At 71.4% G+C, this 15,257-nt stretch carries 16 protein-coding genes; 3 read left to right on the forward strand and 13 right to left on the reverse strand.

Annotated features, from left to right (window positions below; genetic code table 11):
* Nucleotides 1-111: 111 nt before the first annotated feature.
* The 10 genes from IEY20_RS06065 to hrcA form a co-directional block, all read right to left on the reverse strand.
* A complete protein-coding gene (locus tag IEY20_RS06065) occupies nucleotides 112-798 on the reverse strand; it encodes a response regulator (RefSeq protein WP_022904308.1) in 687 nt (228 codons plus the stop codon).
* Nucleotides 795-2,045: a sensor histidine kinase gene (locus tag IEY20_RS06070; RefSeq protein ID WP_229727905.1), complete on the reverse strand. Its 1,251-nt coding sequence runs from the start codon at nucleotides 2,043-2,045 to the stop codon at nucleotides 795-797. The genes IEY20_RS06065 and IEY20_RS06070 overlap by 4 nt, the downstream gene beginning before the upstream one ends.
* Before the next feature lie 77 nt (nucleotides 2,046-2,122).
* Nucleotides 2,123-3,052 carry a GTPase Era gene (gene era, locus IEY20_RS06075; protein WP_022904306.1) on the reverse strand — a complete coding sequence of 310 codons (930 nt, stop codon included), beginning with the start codon at nucleotides 3,050-3,052 and terminating at the stop codon, nucleotides 2,123-2,125.
* On the reverse strand, nucleotides 3,049-4,371 hold the full coding sequence (locus IEY20_RS06080; protein ID WP_022904305.1) for a hemolysin family protein: 1,323 nt from the start codon (nucleotides 4,369-4,371) through the stop codon (nucleotides 3,049-3,051). The genes era and IEY20_RS06080 overlap by 4 nt, the downstream gene beginning before the upstream one ends.
* A 4-nt stretch (nucleotides 4,372-4,375) precedes the next feature.
* A complete protein-coding gene (gene ybeY, locus IEY20_RS06085) occupies nucleotides 4,376-4,837 on the reverse strand; it encodes an rRNA maturation RNase YbeY (protein WP_022904304.1) in 462 nt (153 codons plus the stop codon).
* The gene (locus tag IEY20_RS06090) at nucleotides 4,834-5,958 is read right to left on the reverse strand and encodes a PhoH family protein (RefSeq protein WP_175328632.1); all 1,125 of its coding nucleotides are present in this window, start codon (nucleotides 5,956-5,958) and stop codon (nucleotides 4,834-4,836) included. The genes ybeY and IEY20_RS06090 overlap by 4 nt, the downstream gene beginning before the upstream one ends.
* Nucleotides 5,948-6,301, reverse strand: coding sequence for a histidine triad nucleotide-binding protein (locus IEY20_RS06095; protein WP_022904303.1), 354 nt, complete (start codon nucleotides 6,299-6,301; stop codon nucleotides 5,948-5,950). Before IEY20_RS06095 ends, IEY20_RS06090 begins: the two co-directional genes overlap by 11 nt.
* A gap of 34 nt (nucleotides 6,302-6,335) precedes the next feature.
* Complete coding sequence (locus IEY20_RS06100) at nucleotides 6,336-7,073, reverse strand: 16S rRNA (uracil(1498)-N(3))-methyltransferase (RefSeq protein ID WP_022904302.1); 738 nt, start codon at nucleotides 7,071-7,073, stop codon at nucleotides 6,336-6,338.
* Nucleotides 7,073-8,185 (reverse strand): molecular chaperone DnaJ, encoded by a 1,113-nt coding sequence (gene dnaJ, locus IEY20_RS06105; RefSeq protein ID WP_022904301.1) that lies wholly within the window; start codon nucleotides 8,183-8,185, stop codon nucleotides 7,073-7,075. Before dnaJ ends, IEY20_RS06100 begins: the two co-directional genes overlap by 1 nt.
* An 87-nt stretch (nucleotides 8,186-8,272) precedes the next feature.
* Nucleotides 8,273-9,292 carry a heat-inducible transcriptional repressor HrcA gene (hrcA, locus tag IEY20_RS06110; RefSeq protein ID WP_188888967.1) on the reverse strand — a complete coding sequence of 340 codons (1,020 nt, stop codon included), beginning with the start codon at nucleotides 9,290-9,292 and terminating at the stop codon, nucleotides 8,273-8,275.
* Between the two features lie 107 nt (nucleotides 9,293-9,399).
* On the opposite strand from hrcA, the gene IEY20_RS06115 reads away from it, so the two are divergent.
* Nucleotides 9,400-9,846 (forward strand): DUF4870 domain-containing protein, encoded by a 447-nt coding sequence (locus tag IEY20_RS06115; protein ID WP_022904299.1) that lies wholly within the window; start codon nucleotides 9,400-9,402, stop codon nucleotides 9,844-9,846.
* Between the two features lie 21 nt (nucleotides 9,847-9,867).
* Here IEY20_RS06115 and hemW read toward each other — a convergent pair whose 3' ends face one another.
* Complete coding sequence (gene hemW, locus IEY20_RS06120; RefSeq protein ID WP_188888969.1) at nucleotides 9,868-11,085, reverse strand: radical SAM family heme chaperone HemW; 1,218 nt, start codon at nucleotides 11,083-11,085, stop codon at nucleotides 9,868-9,870.
* 28 nt (nucleotides 11,086-11,113) lie between these two features.
* Between hemW and IEY20_RS06125 the strand changes: the two genes are divergently transcribed.
* On the forward strand, nucleotides 11,114-11,806 hold the full coding sequence (locus IEY20_RS06125) for an HAD family hydrolase (protein ID WP_022904297.1): 693 nt from the start codon (nucleotides 11,114-11,116) through the stop codon (nucleotides 11,804-11,806).
* A 55-nt stretch (nucleotides 11,807-11,861) separates the two neighbouring features.
* On the opposite strand, the gene IEY20_RS06130 is transcribed toward IEY20_RS06125, so the two are convergent.
* Entirely contained in the window at nucleotides 11,862-12,509 is a 648-nt protein-coding gene (locus IEY20_RS06130; protein ID WP_022904296.1) for a DUF1990 domain-containing protein, read from the reverse strand.
* Between the two features lie 294 nt (nucleotides 12,510-12,803).
* Here IEY20_RS06130 and IEY20_RS06135 point away from each other — a divergent pair, with 294 nt between their 5' ends.
* The gene (locus IEY20_RS06135) at nucleotides 12,804-13,241 is read left to right on the forward strand and encodes a hypothetical protein (RefSeq protein WP_022904295.1); all 438 of its coding nucleotides are present in this window, start codon (nucleotides 12,804-12,806) and stop codon (nucleotides 13,239-13,241) included.
* A gap of 4 nt (nucleotides 13,242-13,245) precedes the next feature.
* Here IEY20_RS06135 and lepA read toward each other — a convergent pair whose 3' ends face one another.
* Nucleotides 13,246-15,093: a translation elongation factor 4 gene (gene lepA / locus IEY20_RS06140; protein ID WP_175328633.1), complete on the reverse strand. Its 1,848-nt coding sequence runs from the start codon at nucleotides 15,091-15,093 to the stop codon at nucleotides 13,246-13,248.
* Nucleotides 15,094-15,257 lie beyond the last annotated feature (164 nt).

The following is a 15,257-nucleotide window of genomic DNA, read 5'->3' on the forward strand; positions in this document are numbered from 1 at the left end:
GACGCCCGGGAGGCACGTGGCGCGTCGGTCGGTCGGCTCCTGTGGATGGTCCGCTCGGCTGGCTTCCCTGTGCAGGGGTCATCCGCGCGGATGACGGTGCGCCGCCGGGCGTCAGTCCTTCGTGACGAGCCCGTGCTCGTGCGCGAACACCACGAGACGGACACGGTCACGGAGCTCGAGCTTCGTCAGCACCCGCGAGATGTGGGTCTTGACCGTCGCCTCGCTGACGAACTCGTGCGACGCGATCTCGCTGTTGCTCAGGCCCTTCGCCGCGAGGTCGAAGATCTCCCGCTCGCGGGGGGTGAGCTCGGCGAACGCCGACGGGACGGTCACGGAAGGCGCGGAGGTGTCCTCGTAGCGCCGGAGCAGCTCGCGGGTCGCCGACGCGGCGAACACGGCGGTCCCGGCGTGCACGGTCCGGATCGCCGCGAGCAGGAACTCGGGGTCGGCGTCCTTGAGCACGAAGCCGCTCGCGCCGGCGCGGATCGCCTTCGCGGCGGCCTCGTCGAAGTCGAAGGTGGTCAGCACGAGCACCTTCGCGCCGTCGGTGCCGGACTGCTCGACGATCGTCGCGGTCGCCGTGATGCCGTCCATCACGGGCATGCGCACGTCCATGAGCACCACGTCCGGCCGGGCACGACGGACGAGCTCGACCCCTTCGGCGCCGTCTCCGGCCTCGCCGACGAACTGCAGGTCGGACTGGGAGTCGATGAGCATCCGGATCCCGGTGCGGAACAGGGCCTGGTCGTCGACGAGCGCCACCCGGATGCGGGCCTCGGGGTTCGGGGTCGTGGTCATCGTGCGGTGTGCTCCTGGTGGGTCGAGGTGATGCGGTCACGGGGCATCTGCCCGCTCGCGGGGACGGCGGGCATGCGCACCGCGACGACGAAGGCGTCCCCGCGCGGCCCCGCGGTCATCGTCCCGCCGGTCATGGTCGCGCGCTCGCGCATGCCGACCAGGCCGTGTCCGGTGCCCGGCCCCGCACGGCCGTCGTCGGCCCGTTCGTTCACCACCTGGATCTCGACGGTGTCGGGCCGGTAGGTCAGGCGCGCGTGCACGGGGGTGCCGCGCTGGCCGTGCTTGTAGGCGTTCGTGAGGCTCTCCTGCACGATGCGGTACACGGCGAGCTGCGTCGTCGTCGGCAGGGCCGAGGGGTCGCCGTCGCGCTCGACGTCGACGTCGAGCCCGATGTCCCGCATCTCGGTGACGAGCTGCTCGATGTCGTCGATCTCCGGCGTCGGGGCCGTGCCCTGCTCGTGGCGGAGCGCGCCGAGGAGCTCGCGGACGTCCCCGAGCGCCCGGCGGGCCGTGCCCGAGATCGTCGTGAGGGCCTGGTCGGCGATGTCGGGATCGGCCTTGAGCGCGTAGCGGGCACCGTCGGCCTGCGCGATGACGACGGCGAGGGAGTGCGCCACGATGTCGTGCATGTCGCGGGCGATGCGGACGCGCTCCTGCTCGACTGCGACGGCGCGGTCGGCCCGGGCCGCGTCGCGTTCGGCGAGGAGTTGCGCTTCGCGGCTCATGCGTGCGGCCGACCGGACGCGGCGCACGAGTCCGGCGAGCCACGGCAGGAGCAGGATCGCGAGGACGACGACGAAGTACGCCGCCGTCTGCACGGCTTCGCGCATCAACTGCGACGGGTACGTGGCGAAGGGTCCGTCGAGCGAGTACCGGCCGAAGTACTCCTGCAGCCCGAGGTACCCTGCCGCGACGACCGCGCCGAGGAACGCCGAGGCCAATCCCCACCACCGCGTCCGGTTCGAGCCGTACGCGCTCGTCGTGTACATCACGCCGGCGATGAGGAAGTCGGCGGCCTCGAGTCCGAGGCCCATCACCATCTGCGCGATGGCGCCCACCCAGGCGATCACCAGGGCCAGCCCCGGAGCCGTCCGCCGCAACGCCAACGCGCCGCCGAGCAGCACGACCACGACGAGCGACTGCAGGGCGTCGGACCGTGGTGCCTGCGCCAGCCCGATGAGCGCGGTCAGGAGCACAGCGACGATGACGTCGAAGAGGACCTGCGAGCGCAGCACGGGACGGAACACCACCCCACGGTACGGCCCTGCGACGCGGCGCGCGTCAGCCGATGGGCTGACGCTCCCGGCGTCCACGGCGGGTCGGTTCAGAAGCCGAGGCGACCGAGCTGCTTCGGGTCCCGCTGCCACTCCTTCGCGACCTTCACGCGGAGGTTGAGGTACACGTGTCGACCGCCCAGCAGCGACTCGATCTCCGTCCGCGCGCGCGAGCCGACGTCCTTCAGCCGCTCGCCGCCGCGGCCGATGACGATCGCCTTCTGGCTGTCCCGTTCGACGAAGAGGTTCGCGAAGATCCGCAGGGGGCCGTCGGGGTCGTCCTCCTTGTCCGGCTCGACGACGTCCTCGACGACGACGGCCAGCGAGTGCGGCAGTTCGTCGCGGACGCCTTCGAGCGCGGCCTCGCGGATCAGCTCGGCGATGCGGTCCTCGTCGGTCTCCTCGGTCACGGTGGCGTCGTCGTAGAGCTGCGGCGACTCGGGCAGCAGGGCGGTGATCTCGTCGAGCAGCGGTTCGAGCTGCAGCCCCTTCGTGCCCGAGGTCGGGATGATGACGTCCCACTCGCGGAGCTTCGAGACCGCGAGCAACTGCTCGCCGACCTTGTCCTTCGAGACGCGGTCGATCTTCGTGACGATCGCGACCTTCTTCGCACGCGGGTACTGGTCGAGCGAGTCGTTGATGAAGCGGTCGCCCGGTCCGATCGGCTCGTTCGCGGGGACGCAGAAGCCGATCACGTCGACGTCGCCCAGCGTGGACTGCACGAGGTCGTTCAGGCGTTCTCCGAGCAGGGTGCGCGGCCGGTGGACCCCCGGTGTGTCGACGATGATGACCTGACCGTTCGGGCGGTGCACGACCCCGCGGATGGCGCGACGGGTCGTCTGCGGCTTCGACGAGGTGATGGCGACCTTCTCGCCGACCAGGGCGTTCGTCAGTGTCGACTTGCCGACGTTCGGTCGGCCGACGAAGGAGACGAAGCCCGCGCGGTACGGCTGACCGTCGGGCGTGGTGGTGTCGGTCATGCGGTGGGCTTCCCTGTGGTCGTGGGCGAGGAGTCGTCGAACGCGTGCTCGACGTCGTCGAGGGCTGTGGTGCGCTCGGCGAGGACCGAGACGAGGTGACGGCGCTTGCCCTCCACCCGGTCGGCGACGAGGACGATGCCGTCGACGGTGACGCGGTCGCCGCGCGTGGCGAGGTGGCCGAGCTCCTTCACGAGCAAGCCGCCGGCGGTGTCGACGTCGTCGTCCTCGAGCTCGATGCCGAACAGGTCGCCGAGTTCGTCGATCGGCATCCGGGCCGCGATGCGCCAGACGCCCGGTTCGACCTCGACCCGGTCGACCACCGCGCGGTCGTACTCGTCCGAGATGTCGCCGACGAGCTCCTCGATGAGGTCCTCCATCGTGACGAGTCCGGCCACGCCGCCGTACTCGTCGACGACGAGCAGCAGGTGGTTCTTACCCGCCTGCATCGCGCGGAGCGTGTCGTCGGCAGCCTTCGACTCCGGCACGAACCCGGCAGGCCGCAGCAGGCCGCTGACCGGTTCGGCGCCGGCGCCCGGGCGTTCGTAGAGGGCACGGGACACGTCGCGGAGGTACAGCACGCCGAGGACGTCGTCGCTGTCCTTGCCCGTGACCGGCATGCGGGACACCCCGGACGCGAGGAACTGCTCCATCGCGGCGCCGAGCGTGTCCGAGCCGTCGACGGTCGTCATGTCGGTGCGCGGCACCATGACCTCGCGCACCAGGGTGTCGCTGAACTCGAACACCGAGTGGATGAGTTCACGGTCGTCGGCTTCGAGCACGTTGCTCTCGGCGGCCTCGTCGACCAGGGACAGCAGCTGCTCCTCGCTGGACACGGTGGAGGCGCTCCGGCCACGCCCCGGTGTGACGCGGTCGCCGATCGCGACGAGCAGCCCGGCGAGCGGCCCGAGGACGATGCGGACCGCGCGGACGAGTCCGCCGGTCACGGCGATGAGCCGCTCGGCGTGCGCGCGACCGACGCTGCGCGGACTCGACCCGACCAGGACGAAGGAGACCGCCGTCATCACGGCCGCGGACACGACGAGCGCGACCCACCACGTGTCGAAGACCGTCACGAGCGCGATCGTCACGAGGACCGCTGCGGCGGTCTCGGCGAGGACCCGGACGAAGTTCAGCGCGTTGACGTGGGCGCCGACGTCGTCCGCGATCGCCTCGATCGCGCGGCGACGCTTGGCGCCCCGGGCGATCTCGTCGAGGTCGGCGCGGGACAACACGGACAGGGCGGCGTCCGAGGCGGCGAGCACACCGCCGGCGACGACGAGCACCAACGCCACCGCGAGCAGGACGGCGACGAGCAGCATCAGGTCACCGCCCTCGGTGCTGCGCGGCGAACGCGGCGAGGATCTCGCCCTGGAGGCCGAACATCTCGGCCTTCTCCTCCGGCTCCGCGTGGTCGAACCCGAGGAGGTGCAGGATGCCGTGGCAGGTGAGCAGGAGCATCTCGTCGGTCGTCGAGTGCCCCGCGGTCTTCGCTTGTTCCTCGGCGACCTGCGGGCACAGCACGATGTCCCCGAGCAGCCCGGCCGGGGTCGGGTCGTCCTCCGTGCCGGGACGGAGCTCGTCCATCGGGAAGCTGAGGACGTCGGTCGGCCCCGGTTCGTCCATCCACCGGACGTGCAGCTGCTCCATCGCGCCCTCGTCGACGAGCACGATGGCGAGCTCCGCGTCGGCGTGGACGTGCAGCGCGTCGAGCGCGAAGGAGGCGAGGCGCTGGATCGCGGCCTCGTCGACCTCCACCCCGGACTCGTTGTTGAGCTCGATGCTCACCGGTTCCCTCCTCGGGGATCGTTCTGCGGGTACGGGGAACGCTGGCGGTCCTGCGGCGGCCGGCCCCGGCGCTCGGCACGGTTCACGCCGGCCGGGTTGCCCTCGGGCGCGGTGCCCCGGCCGCCGGGGCGGTGCCCGGCCTGCTCGGCCAGGCGTTCCTCGTCGTAGGCGGTGTACGCGTCGACGATGCGGCCGACGAGCGTGTGGCGGACCACGTCCTCGCTCCCGAGACGGGCGAAGTGGATGTCGTCGACGTGGTCGAGGATACGGGTCACCAGGCGCAGGCCCGACAGGTTGCCGGGCAGGTCGACCTGGGTGATGTCGCCCGTGACCACCATCTTCGACCCGAACCCGAGGCGGGTGAGGAACATCTTCATCTGCTCGGGCGTGGTGTTCTGCGCCTCGTCGAGGATGACGAACGAGTCGTTGAGCGTCCGACCGCGCATGTACGCCAGCGGAGCGACCTCGACCGTGCCGGCCGCCAACAGCTTCGGCACGAGCTCGGGGTCCATCATCTCGTTGAGGGCGTCGTACAGCGGCCGGAGGTAGGGGTCGATCTTGTCGGTCAGCGTGCCGGGGAGGAACCCGAGCCGCTCGCCGGCCTCGACCGCGGGACGCGTGAGGATGATCCGCGTGACCTCGCGCCGCTGCAGCGCCTGCACCGCCTTGGCCATCGCCAGGTAGGTCTTGCCGGTGCCGGCGGGGCCGATGTCGAACGTGATGGTGTGCTGGTCGATCGCGTCGACGTAGGCGCGCTGGCCGTCGGTCTTCGGTCGCACCGACTTGCCCCGGCTCTGCACGATGGGCGTGCCGAACGTGTCGGACGGCTTGCGGTCGTCGTCGAGGATCCGTGCGGAGGTCGGGATGTCGGCCGGGCCGATGTCCTGGCCGCGCTTGACCATGCCGACGAGTTCGTCGACGAGGGCGCGTGCCCTCGCGACGTCGCGCTCCGGCCCGCTGAGGCTGACCTCGTTGCCGCGGACGACGACGCGGACCCCGGGGTACTGGCGTTCGACGGTCTTCAGGAGTCGGTCCTGGGGGCCGAGCAGCTGCACCATGGCGATGCCGTCGACGGTGAGCTCGGACGTGGTGTCCTGCTCGAGTGGTTCGTTATCCGGCAAGGGTGCCTTCCTGCAGTTCGCCTGCGAGTACGTGCGCGTGCACGTGGAACACGGTCTGACCGGCTGCTTCGCCGGTGTTGAACACGAGACGGTACTGGCCGCCCGCACGCTCGTCGGCGATGCGCTGCGCGGTGGCGACCACGTGGGAGAGGAGGTCCGGGTCCCCGGCGGCGAGCTCGGTGACGTTCCGGTACTGCTCGGTCTTGGGGACGACGAGCACGTGGACGGGTGCCTTCGGCGCGATGTCCTCGAACGCGATGACGCGGTCGTCCTCGGCGACGACGGTCGCCGGGATCTCGCGCGCAATGATCTTCGAGAAGACGCTGGGCGTGCCGGTGCTCATGTCCCCATCGTAGAACGCGCCGCCGACGACGGGCCTACCAGCGTCCGAGCCGCGTCTGGAGGATCGCCAGCGCAGCCGGACCCGCGGTCGAGGTGCGGAGGACGGTGTCGCCGAGCCGGACGCGGACCGCTCCGGCGGCGACGAGCCGGTCGAACTCGCTGCCGTCGATGCCGCCCTCGGGTCCGACCACGAGGGTGATGTCGTCGACGTCGGCCGGGGCGTCCCAGGCGGAGAGGCGGACGTCCGCGACCGGGTCGAGCACGAGCACCACCCGCCCGGTGCCCACGGACGCCGCCAGCTGTGCCGTGGTGACCGGCTGCGCGACGACGGGGACCCGCGGGCGGACGGCCTGCTTGGAGGCCTCGTGCGCGATGGACGCCCAGCGCGCCCGGCCCTTCTCGACCTTCGCACCCTCCCACCGCGAGACACTGCGGGCAGCCGCCCACGGCACGATCCGGTCGACGCCGATCTCGGTCGACGCCTGCACGGCCATCTCGTCACGGCCGCCCTTCGCGAGCGCCTGCACGAGGGTCAGGGTCGGTGACGGCGCCGGGACCACCTCGAGCGTGGCCACCTCCAGCACGAGCGCATCCCGCTCGGTGGAGACGACGGGTCCGGACACCACGGTGCCGTCGCCGTCACCGATCCGCAGCGTCTCCCCGAGGCGCACCCGCGCGACGGACACCGCGTGCCGGCCCTCCGCACCGTCGAGGGTCACGTGCCCGCCCTCGGTGACGCCGTCGAGCGACCCGACGAGGTAGAGCGACGCCATCAGAAGTTGAAGAAGCGGTCGCGGAGCTTGCCGAACATGCCCTGCTGGAACCGGGCGAGCTGGGGCTTCGTGGCCTTGTGCGACTTCGCGAGCTGCTCGACCAGCTGGCGCTCCTTGTGCGACAGCTTCGTCGGCGTCACGACCTGCACACCGACTCGCAGGTCGCCACGTCCGCTGCCGCGCAGCTTCGTGACACCGCGGTCCTTCAGGACGAGCACGTCGGCACTCTGCACACCGGGACGGATCTCGAGCTCGACCGGACCGTCGAGGCCGTCGATCGTCGTGGTCGTGCCGAGGATCGCGTCCGTCATGCCGACCTCGAGCGTCGCGAGCAGGTCGTCGCCGTCGCGGCTGAAGACGTCGTGGTGCCGGACGCGGATCTCGAGGTAGAGGTCACCGGAGGGGCCGCCGGCCGGACCGACCTCGCCCTGGCCCGGCATCTGCAGGCGTAGGCCCGAGTCGACGCCGGCGGGGACGTCGACCGGGATCGAGCGACGGGCGCGCACGCGGCCCTGCCCCTGGCACGTCGGGCACGGGTTCGGGATGACCGTGCCGTAGCCGCGGCAGGTGCCGCACGGCGCACTCGTCACCACGTTGCCGAGGAGCGAGCGGACCTGCCGCTGGATGTGGCCGGAACCGCCGCAGATGTCGCACGTGCGCGGGCTCGTGCCCGGAGCGCAGCACGAGCCGTGGCAGGTCTCGCACAGCACGGCGGTGTCGACCTCGACCTCCTTGTGGGTGCCGAAGACGACCTCGTCGAGGTCGACGTCGATGCGCAGCAGGGCGTCCTGTCCCCGCTCGGCGCGGCTGCGGGGACCGGATCCCCGGCCGCCGCCGCCCCCGCCGAAGAACGCGTCGAAGATGTCGCTGAAGCCCGCGGCACCGCCACCGCCGAACGGGCTGTCGGCCTGCGGTCCGGCGTCGTACCGGCGGCGCTGTTCGGGGTCGCTCAGCACGTCGTACGCGTGCGTCACGTCCTTGAAGCGCTCGGCGGCGTCCGGGCTCGGGTTCACGTCCGGGTGCAGCTCGCGCGCCAAGCGCCGGTAGGCCTTCTTGATGTCGGCATCGGAGGCGTCCGGCTGGACGCCGAGGACGTCGTAGTGGTCTGCCACGTATCCCTCAGAGTGTTTCGGTTCGGTCGGTCTGGAGGCCCGGTGCGGGTCGTGCGCGAGGGTCGCGCCGATCGCGGTGCGGGCCGGTCAATGTTCGCCCAGGAGCTTGGACAGGTACCGTGCGACGGCGCGGACCGCGGCCATGTTCGTGCCGTAGTCCATCCGGGTCGGCCCGAGCACGCCGAGCCGTGCCACCTCGCCGCCGGCGAGGTAGCCACCCGCGACGATGCTCGTGGCGTCGAGCCCGTACTCGGCGTTCTCGGCGCCGATGCTCGCCGCCACCGCGATGTCGTCCACCTGCATCTCGCCGAACAACCGGAGCAGGGTGACTTGTTCCTCGATGGCTTCGAGCACGGGGAAGAGCCCGCCGGAGAAGTCCTGCTCGCTCTTCGCGAGGTTCGCCGCGCCCGCCATCAGCAGGCGGTCCTGCCGGTTCGCGGCCACCTGCTCGATGAGGGTCGCCACGACGATCCCGGCAAGGGGCTGGACGTCGGGCCGGAGCTGCTGCGGGACCGCGCGGAGCGCACCGGGGACGTCCTGCAGGAGGAGTCCGACGGTCGCGCCGTTGACGACACTGCGGAGCTCGGTCAGGGCGGACTCGTCGAGGGCGACGTCGCTCTCGACCACCCGCTGCTCGACCCGGGCGGTGTCAGTGATGAGCACGACCATCAACCGCGTGTCGCCGAGCCGGACGAGTTCGACGTGCTGGACGCGGGCGCGCACCAGCGAGGGGTACTGCACGAGCGCCACCTGGTTCGTGAGCTGGCTGAGCAGCCGCACGGTGCGTCCGAGGACGTCGTCGAGGTCACCCGAGGCGCCCAGGAAGGTCTCGATCGCGTGCCGCTGCGCGCTCGACAGCGGGCGGGCCGCGGCCAGGTGGTCGACGAAGACGCGGTAGCCCTTGTCGGTCGGGACGCGACCCGAGGACGTGTGCGGCGCGACGATGAGCTGCTCGTCCTCGAGCTGGGCCATGTCGTTGCGGATCGTGGCGGCGCTGACCCCGAACGCGCGGCGGTCGACGATCGACTTCGACCCGACCGGCTCCCGCGAGGCGACGTAGTCCCGCACGATGGCCTTGAGGACTTCGAGGCTGCGTTCGCTGACCACTCGATCCCCTTCCGTTCGCGTTGGCACTCTCGTGTGTCGACTGCTGATCCTACGCCCGACGGCCGACAGGGCGGGACGGGCGTCCGGCTGGTCGGTACGCTTCCCGCATGAGCTACGGACAGCAGCCCGGGGGCCCTGACGGCCAGCAGCCCGGGAACCCCTACGGACAGCAGCCCGGCGGGCCGGACGGCCCCCAGTACCCGCCGAACTACCAGGTCCCCCAGCCGATGAGCCCCGAGGACCAGCGGCTCTGGGCGACCCTGACGCACGTCGGCGCCATCTTCTTCAGCCTGCTCGTGCCGATCATCGCGTACCTCGTGCTGCGTGACCGCGGGCAGTTCGTGCGCGAGCACACGCGCCAGGCGCTCAATTTCCACATCACCGCGGCGATCGCGGGGTTCGTCGCGGGGCTGCTCACGGTCATCCTGATCGGGCTCGTCCTGCTCCCGATCATCTACGTGCTCGTGGTCGTCTTCTCGGTCATGGCCGCCGTCGCCGCGAACCAGGGACGCTTCTACAAGTACCCGCTCACGATCGAGTTCGTGAAGCAGTAGCCGCGTCCGTGGAGCAGTAGGTCAGTCGAGCAGCTCGCGGACCACCGCGTCCGCGAGCAGCCGACCCTGCCTCGTCAACTCGACCCGACCCCGCACCGCGGCCGAGCCGTCCACGAGACCGCGTGCGATGAGCCCCGCGACCCGGCCACGGGCCTCCCGGCGGAGTTCCGACGTGGCGAGCTCGCCGCGGACCCGCGCGGCGAGGAGCACGCGCTCGACGTAGCGCGTCTCCTCGTCGAGGGTCTCCCGGCCGGCCGCGGGCGACGCTCCCGACAGCACCCGGTTCGCGTACGCGGCCGGGTGCTTCACGTTCCACCAGCGGGTCCCGGCGACGGCGGAGTGCGCGCCCGGGCCGACGCCCCACCAGTCGTGACCCTTCCAGTAGGACAGGTTGTGCCGGCTCGCGTGCGCCTCCCCGCGCGCCCAGTTCGACACCTCGTACCAGGAGTACCCGGCCGCACCGAGGACGTCGTCGGCCAGCTCGTACATGTCCGCCGCGAGGTCGTCGTCGGGTGCCGGCAGCTCCCCGCGCGCCACCATGCGACCCATCGCCGTGCCCTCCTCGACGATGAGCGAGCACGCCGAGACGTGGTCGGGCGCACAGGCGATCGCCTGGTCGAGCGAGGTGCGCCAGTCCGCGAGTGACTCCCCCGGGGTCGAGTAGATGAGGTCGAGCGAGACGTCGAGGCCCTGCTGCTTCGCGAGGTCCACGACCAGCGGCACCCGCTCGGGGTCGTGCGTCCGGTCGAGGGTCGCGAGCACGTGCGGGACCGCGGACTGCATGCCGTAGCTGACCCGGGTGAAGCCGCCGGCGCGGAGCGTCTCGAGCGAGTCGGCGTCGACGGAGTCCGGGTTGGCCTCGGTCGTGACCTCGGCGCCGGGCACGATCCCCCACGTCTCGTCGATCGCCCGGAGGATCATCACGAGGTCCTCGGCCGGGAGCATCGTCGGGGTCCCGCCGCCGAAGAACACCGTCGACACCGGGCGCCGCGGCACGCCCGAGCGCTCGAGGACCTCCTCGGCGAACCGGATCTCCTGCACGGCGTGGCCGGCGTAGTCGTCACGCCGGACCCCGCGCAGCTCCGACGCCGTGTACGTGTTGAAGTCGCAGTAGCCGCAGCGGACGCGGCAGAAGGGCACGTGCACGTAGACGCCGAACGGGACCTCGCCCGCGTCCGGACCGGGGATGAGCAGCCCGTCCGACGGTGCGGGGTCGGCGATCGGCAGGGCACTCGGCATGGACTCCATTCTCGGTCATGATGGAGGCATGGAGCACCACACCGTCCCCACCACGGTGCTGTGGGACATCGACGGCACCCTCGTGCTGAACGCCGTGTCGCCGGGCAACCTGTACCACCTGGCACTCGAACGGGCGGTCGGCCGTGACCTCGCGCTGCGCGTCGGCCACCAGCACGGCCGGACCGATGCCGGCCTCATCGCCGAGCACGTCCGCGCGCACGACTTCGACGACGCGCTCATCCCCACCGTCTCCGGGCACCTGCGCGACCTCACCGACGAGCGGTTCCGCGCCGGCGACCACCGGAAGCCGGCCCCTGGCGCCCGGGACCTCGTCCGGCGCTTCGCGGTCCTCGGCTGGCGCAACGGCCTGCTCACCGGCAACTCCGAGCACCGTGCGCGGGTGAAGCTCCGTGGTGCCGGGTTCGACCTCGATGCGTTCGACTGGGCGCACTCGTTCTTCGGCGACGAGGAGGTCGACCGTGCCGGGGTCACCGATCGTGCGGCGGCGGCGCTGCGGGGCGAGCGGGCCGTCATCGTCGGCGACACCCCGCGGGACGGCGAGGCTGCGGACGCCGCGGGGATCCCGTTCCTCGCGGTCGCGACCGGGGTCTACGACGTGGAGGCGCTCCGGGCGACGAGCGCGGTCGTCGTGGCTCGGGACTGCGTGGAGGACGTGCGGGTCATCGAGGACGCGATCGCGGGTCTCGCGCCCCTGGGCTGAGCCGGGTCGGACCCGTCGGTCGCCGCGAGCGCCGCCGCTCGGCGCGCTCCACGCGTCAGTCGCCGCGGAGCGCCGCCAGGTACTTCTCCGCCATCACGCGCTGCTGCCGCCGCAGCAACGGCGCCACGAGGCGCCACTTCCGGCTCGCCGGCTGCGAGAACTGCCGCAGCTGGAGCCACACCGACCCGTCCGACGTGCGCTCGACGACGAACGACTCCTCGCCCGAGAGCGGGTGCCCCTCGAGCGTGCCGTACGCGAAGCCCTTGCGGTCCGGCTCGTCGATGATCGACACGACCCTGACCGGCGCGTGCACGGTCTGCCCGAACGCGTGCATCGTCAGCGTCGCGGTCGTCCCCGCCGTGAGGAGCGGCGTGCCGTCCGGCGCGAACCGCTCCACCTTCGGGGTCCCGATGGACGCGGGCGCGACCGGCACACCGTGCTCGTCGAACGTCACCGGGTTGTAGCGGACCTCGTCGTCGTCCGGCTGGTCGTCGACGTGCACGCGGATCCCGCTGCGCTCCTGGATCTGCCAGGACAGCGCCTGGGTCACCGCCGTCTCGAAGCGTACGTCGCCGTGCCCGATCCGGGCGCGGGACTCGGTGGGCGCGAAGCCCTCAGGCGGGTAGGTCATGAGGTCCGACGCCTGGGTCGCGCCGACCGCGCCGTACGTCAGAGCGGTCCGGTAGCTGCCGCGGGAACTCATGCCGACCAGCCTACTTGGCGGTGCGCACCGTCACGACCCAGCTGCCACCGGAACGCATGCCGACGAGCCTCCTTGGCGGTGCGCACCGTCACGACCCAGCTGCCACCGGAACGCATGCCGACGAGCCCCCTTGCGCGAGCGCAGACCGGCTGCACGCGCGCAGAGCGGCTGGCTGGTGCGCCGCGTCGCCCAGCCCCGGACTGGAGGCTCGGATCGCCTCCGCCACGCCGCTGTCGTCGGTCCGTGCCCGCCTCGACGATCGTCCCTCGCCCACTGACGGGACGTACCCCTCGGGTGCTCGCCGCACTCACGGCGACCGCCTTCGCACTCGCCGTGGGCGCACGCATCGCCGTCGACCTGGTCGAAGCCCGCGCGTCACGACCCGTGCAGTACACCAGCGTGCCGCCGGTCGACTGGTACCCCGTCGTCAGCACCACGCTCGCGCAGGTCGCCGTCGCGAGCATCGGTGCCGGTGTCCTGCTCTTCGGGGCGCTCCTCGTCGCTCTCGTTCGGCGGTCCCGGCGTCCCCGGCTCCCCTGGGTCATCGGCGCCTCGGCGCTCACCCTCGCGATCACCGCCACGGCCTGCTCGATCGAGGCGAGCACGCAGACGTCCTTCATCGGGATGACGGAGTGGACCACCTGGCGGACGGCGCTGGCGGGACTGGCTGCAGCGTGCCTCCCGGCCCTGTGCCTGGCGGCGGTGCGGACGCGCGGCACGCGCGCCCGCTGAACCGCTACTTCTTCTTCTCTTCCACGTCGCCCGAGAGCGCGGCGATGAAGGCTTCCTGCGGGACCTCGACCCGGCCGACCATCTTCATGCGCTTCTTGCCCTCCTTCTGCTTCTCGAGGAGCTTGCGCTTGCGGGTGATGTCACCGCCGTAGCACTTCGCGAGGACGTCCTTGCGCATGGCACGGATGCTCTCGCGGGCGATGATGCGAGCACCGATGGCGGCCTGGATCGGGACCTCGAACTGCTGGCGCGGGATGAGCTTCCGGAGCCGTTCGGTCATGAGGGTGCCGTACGCGTACGCCTTGTCGCGGTGCACGATCGCGCTGAACGCGTCGACCTGCTCGCCCTGGAGGAGGATGTCGACCTTGACGAGGTCGGCCGCCTGGTCGCCCGTCGGCTCGTAGTCGAGGGACGCGTAGCCCTGCGTCTTGCTCTTCAGCTGGTCGAAGAAGTCGAAGACGATCTCGCCGAGGGGCATCTCGTACCGGATCTCGACGCGGTCCTCACCGAGGTACTCCATACCGAGCAGCGAGCCTCGGCGCGACTGGCAGAGCTCCATGATCGCGCCGACGTAGTCCTTCGGCGCGAGGATGGCTGCGCGGACCATCGGCTCGCGGACCTCGACGATGCGGCCGCCGGGGAACTCGGACGGGTTCGTGACTTCGGTCACCGAGTTGTCCTCGTTCGTGACCTCGTAGATCACGCTCGGGGCGGTGGTGATGAGGTCGAGCCCGAACTCGCGGCTCAGACGCTCGGTGATGATCTCGAGGTGGAGCAGCCCGAGGAACCCGCAGCGGAAGCCGAACCCGAGCGCCACGGAGGTCTCGGGCTCGTACACGAGCGCGGCGTCGGACAGCTTGAGCTTGTCGAGCGCTTCGCGGAGGTCCGGGTAGTCGGAACCGTCGATCGGGTACAGACCCGAGAAGACCATCGGCTTCGGGTCGGTGTAGCCGGCCAGCGGGTCGGTCGCGGGCTTCTGCGCGCTCGTGACCGTGTCGCCGACCTTGGACTGGCGGACGTCCTTCACGCCGGTGATGAGGTAGCCGACCTCGCCGACGCTCAGGCCCGTCGTCGGCTTCGGCTCCGGCGACGACACCCCGATCTCGAGGATCTCGTGCGTCGTCTTCGTCGACATCATCTGGACCTTCTCGCGTGGCGAGATGGTGCCGTCCACCATGCGGACGTAGGTGACGACCCCGCGGTAGCTGTCGTAGACCGAGTCGAAGATCATCGCGCGGGGCGGGGCGTCCACCGTGCCGACGGGCGGCGGCACGGTGCCGACGACGCGGTCGAGGAGCTCCGGCACGCCCACGCCGGTCTTGCCGGAGACGCGGAGGACGTCGTCCGGCGACCCGCCGATGAGCTGCGCGAGCTCGGCTGCGTACTTGTCCGGCTCGGCCGCGGGCAGGTCGATCTTGTTGAGGACCGGGATGATCTCGAGGTCGTTCTCGAGCGCGAGGTAGAGGTTCGCGAGGGTCTGCGCCTCGATGCCCTGGGCGGCGTCGACCAGGAGGATCGCGCCCTCGCACGCGGCGAGCGAACGGGAGACCTCGTACGAGAAGTCGACGTGTCCCGGCGTGTCGATCATGTTCAGGGCGAAGGTCTTGCCGTCGAGCTCCCACGGCATGCGGACGGCCTGCGACTTGATCGTGATGCCGCGCTCGCGCTCGATGTCCATGCGGTCGAGGTACTGCGCGCGCATCGCCCGCTCCTCGACGATGCCGGTGATCTGCAGCATGCGGTCGGCCAGGGTCGACTTGCCGTGGTCGATGTGCGCGATGATGCAGAAGTTGCGGATCGCCTCGGCCGGGGTCGCGGCGGGCTCGAGCGGCGCGGATGCTTGTGGGCTCACGGTTCCTCAGGGGTCGGGACGGTCGAACGATTGTCCCACGTCCGCGCGCCGACGGCGCGCAGCCGCGGGCCGTCCTGTGGAGGCCGGTCCCCGCCCTGGACGCTGTGCAGGACTGACTGGAGGCGCGGGGCGGGTCCGCACCGCGCCTCGCCCCACCGGCACGG

Source organism: Curtobacterium luteum (assembly GCF_014646995.1).
GTDB classification, from domain to species: domain Bacteria; phylum Actinomycetota; class Actinomycetes; order Actinomycetales; family Microbacteriaceae; genus Curtobacterium; species Curtobacterium luteum.

What these genes read in the sequence shown, in the direction of transcription:
- IEY20_RS06065 (WP_022904308.1), bottom strand. Translation starts at nt 798, where the DNA reads ATGACCACGACCCCGAACCCCGAGGCCCGCATCCGGGTGGCGCTCGTC.
- IEY20_RS06100 (WP_022904302.1), bottom strand. Translation starts at nt 7,073, where the DNA reads ATGGCGTCGCTCTACCTCGTCGGGTCGCTCGACGGCGTCACCGAGGGC.
- hemW (WP_188888969.1), bottom strand. Translation starts at nt 11,085, where the DNA reads ATGCCGAGTGCCCTGCCGATCGCCGACCCCGCACCGTCGGACGGGCTG.
- IEY20_RS06115 (WP_022904299.1), top strand. Translation starts at nt 9,400, where the DNA reads ATGAGCTACGGACAGCAGCCCGGGGGCCCTGACGGCCAGCAGCCCGGG.
- IEY20_RS06130 (WP_022904296.1), bottom strand. Translation starts at nt 12,509, where the DNA reads ATGAGTTCCCGCGGCAGCTACCGGACCGCTCTGACGTACGGCGCGGTC.
- era (WP_022904306.1), bottom strand. Translation starts at nt 3,052, where the DNA reads ATGACCGACACCACCACGCCCGACGGTCAGCCGTACCGCGCGGGCTTC.
- IEY20_RS06125 (WP_022904297.1), top strand. Translation starts at nt 11,114, where the DNA reads ATGGAGCACCACACCGTCCCCACCACGGTGCTGTGGGACATCGACGGC.
- IEY20_RS06080 (WP_022904305.1), bottom strand. Translation starts at nt 4,371, where the DNA reads ATGCTGCTCGTCGCCGTCCTGCTCGCGGTGGCGTTGGTGCTCGTCGTC.
- IEY20_RS06095 (WP_022904303.1), bottom strand. Translation starts at nt 6,301, where the DNA reads ATGAGCACCGGCACGCCCAGCGTCTTCTCGAAGATCATTGCGCGCGAG.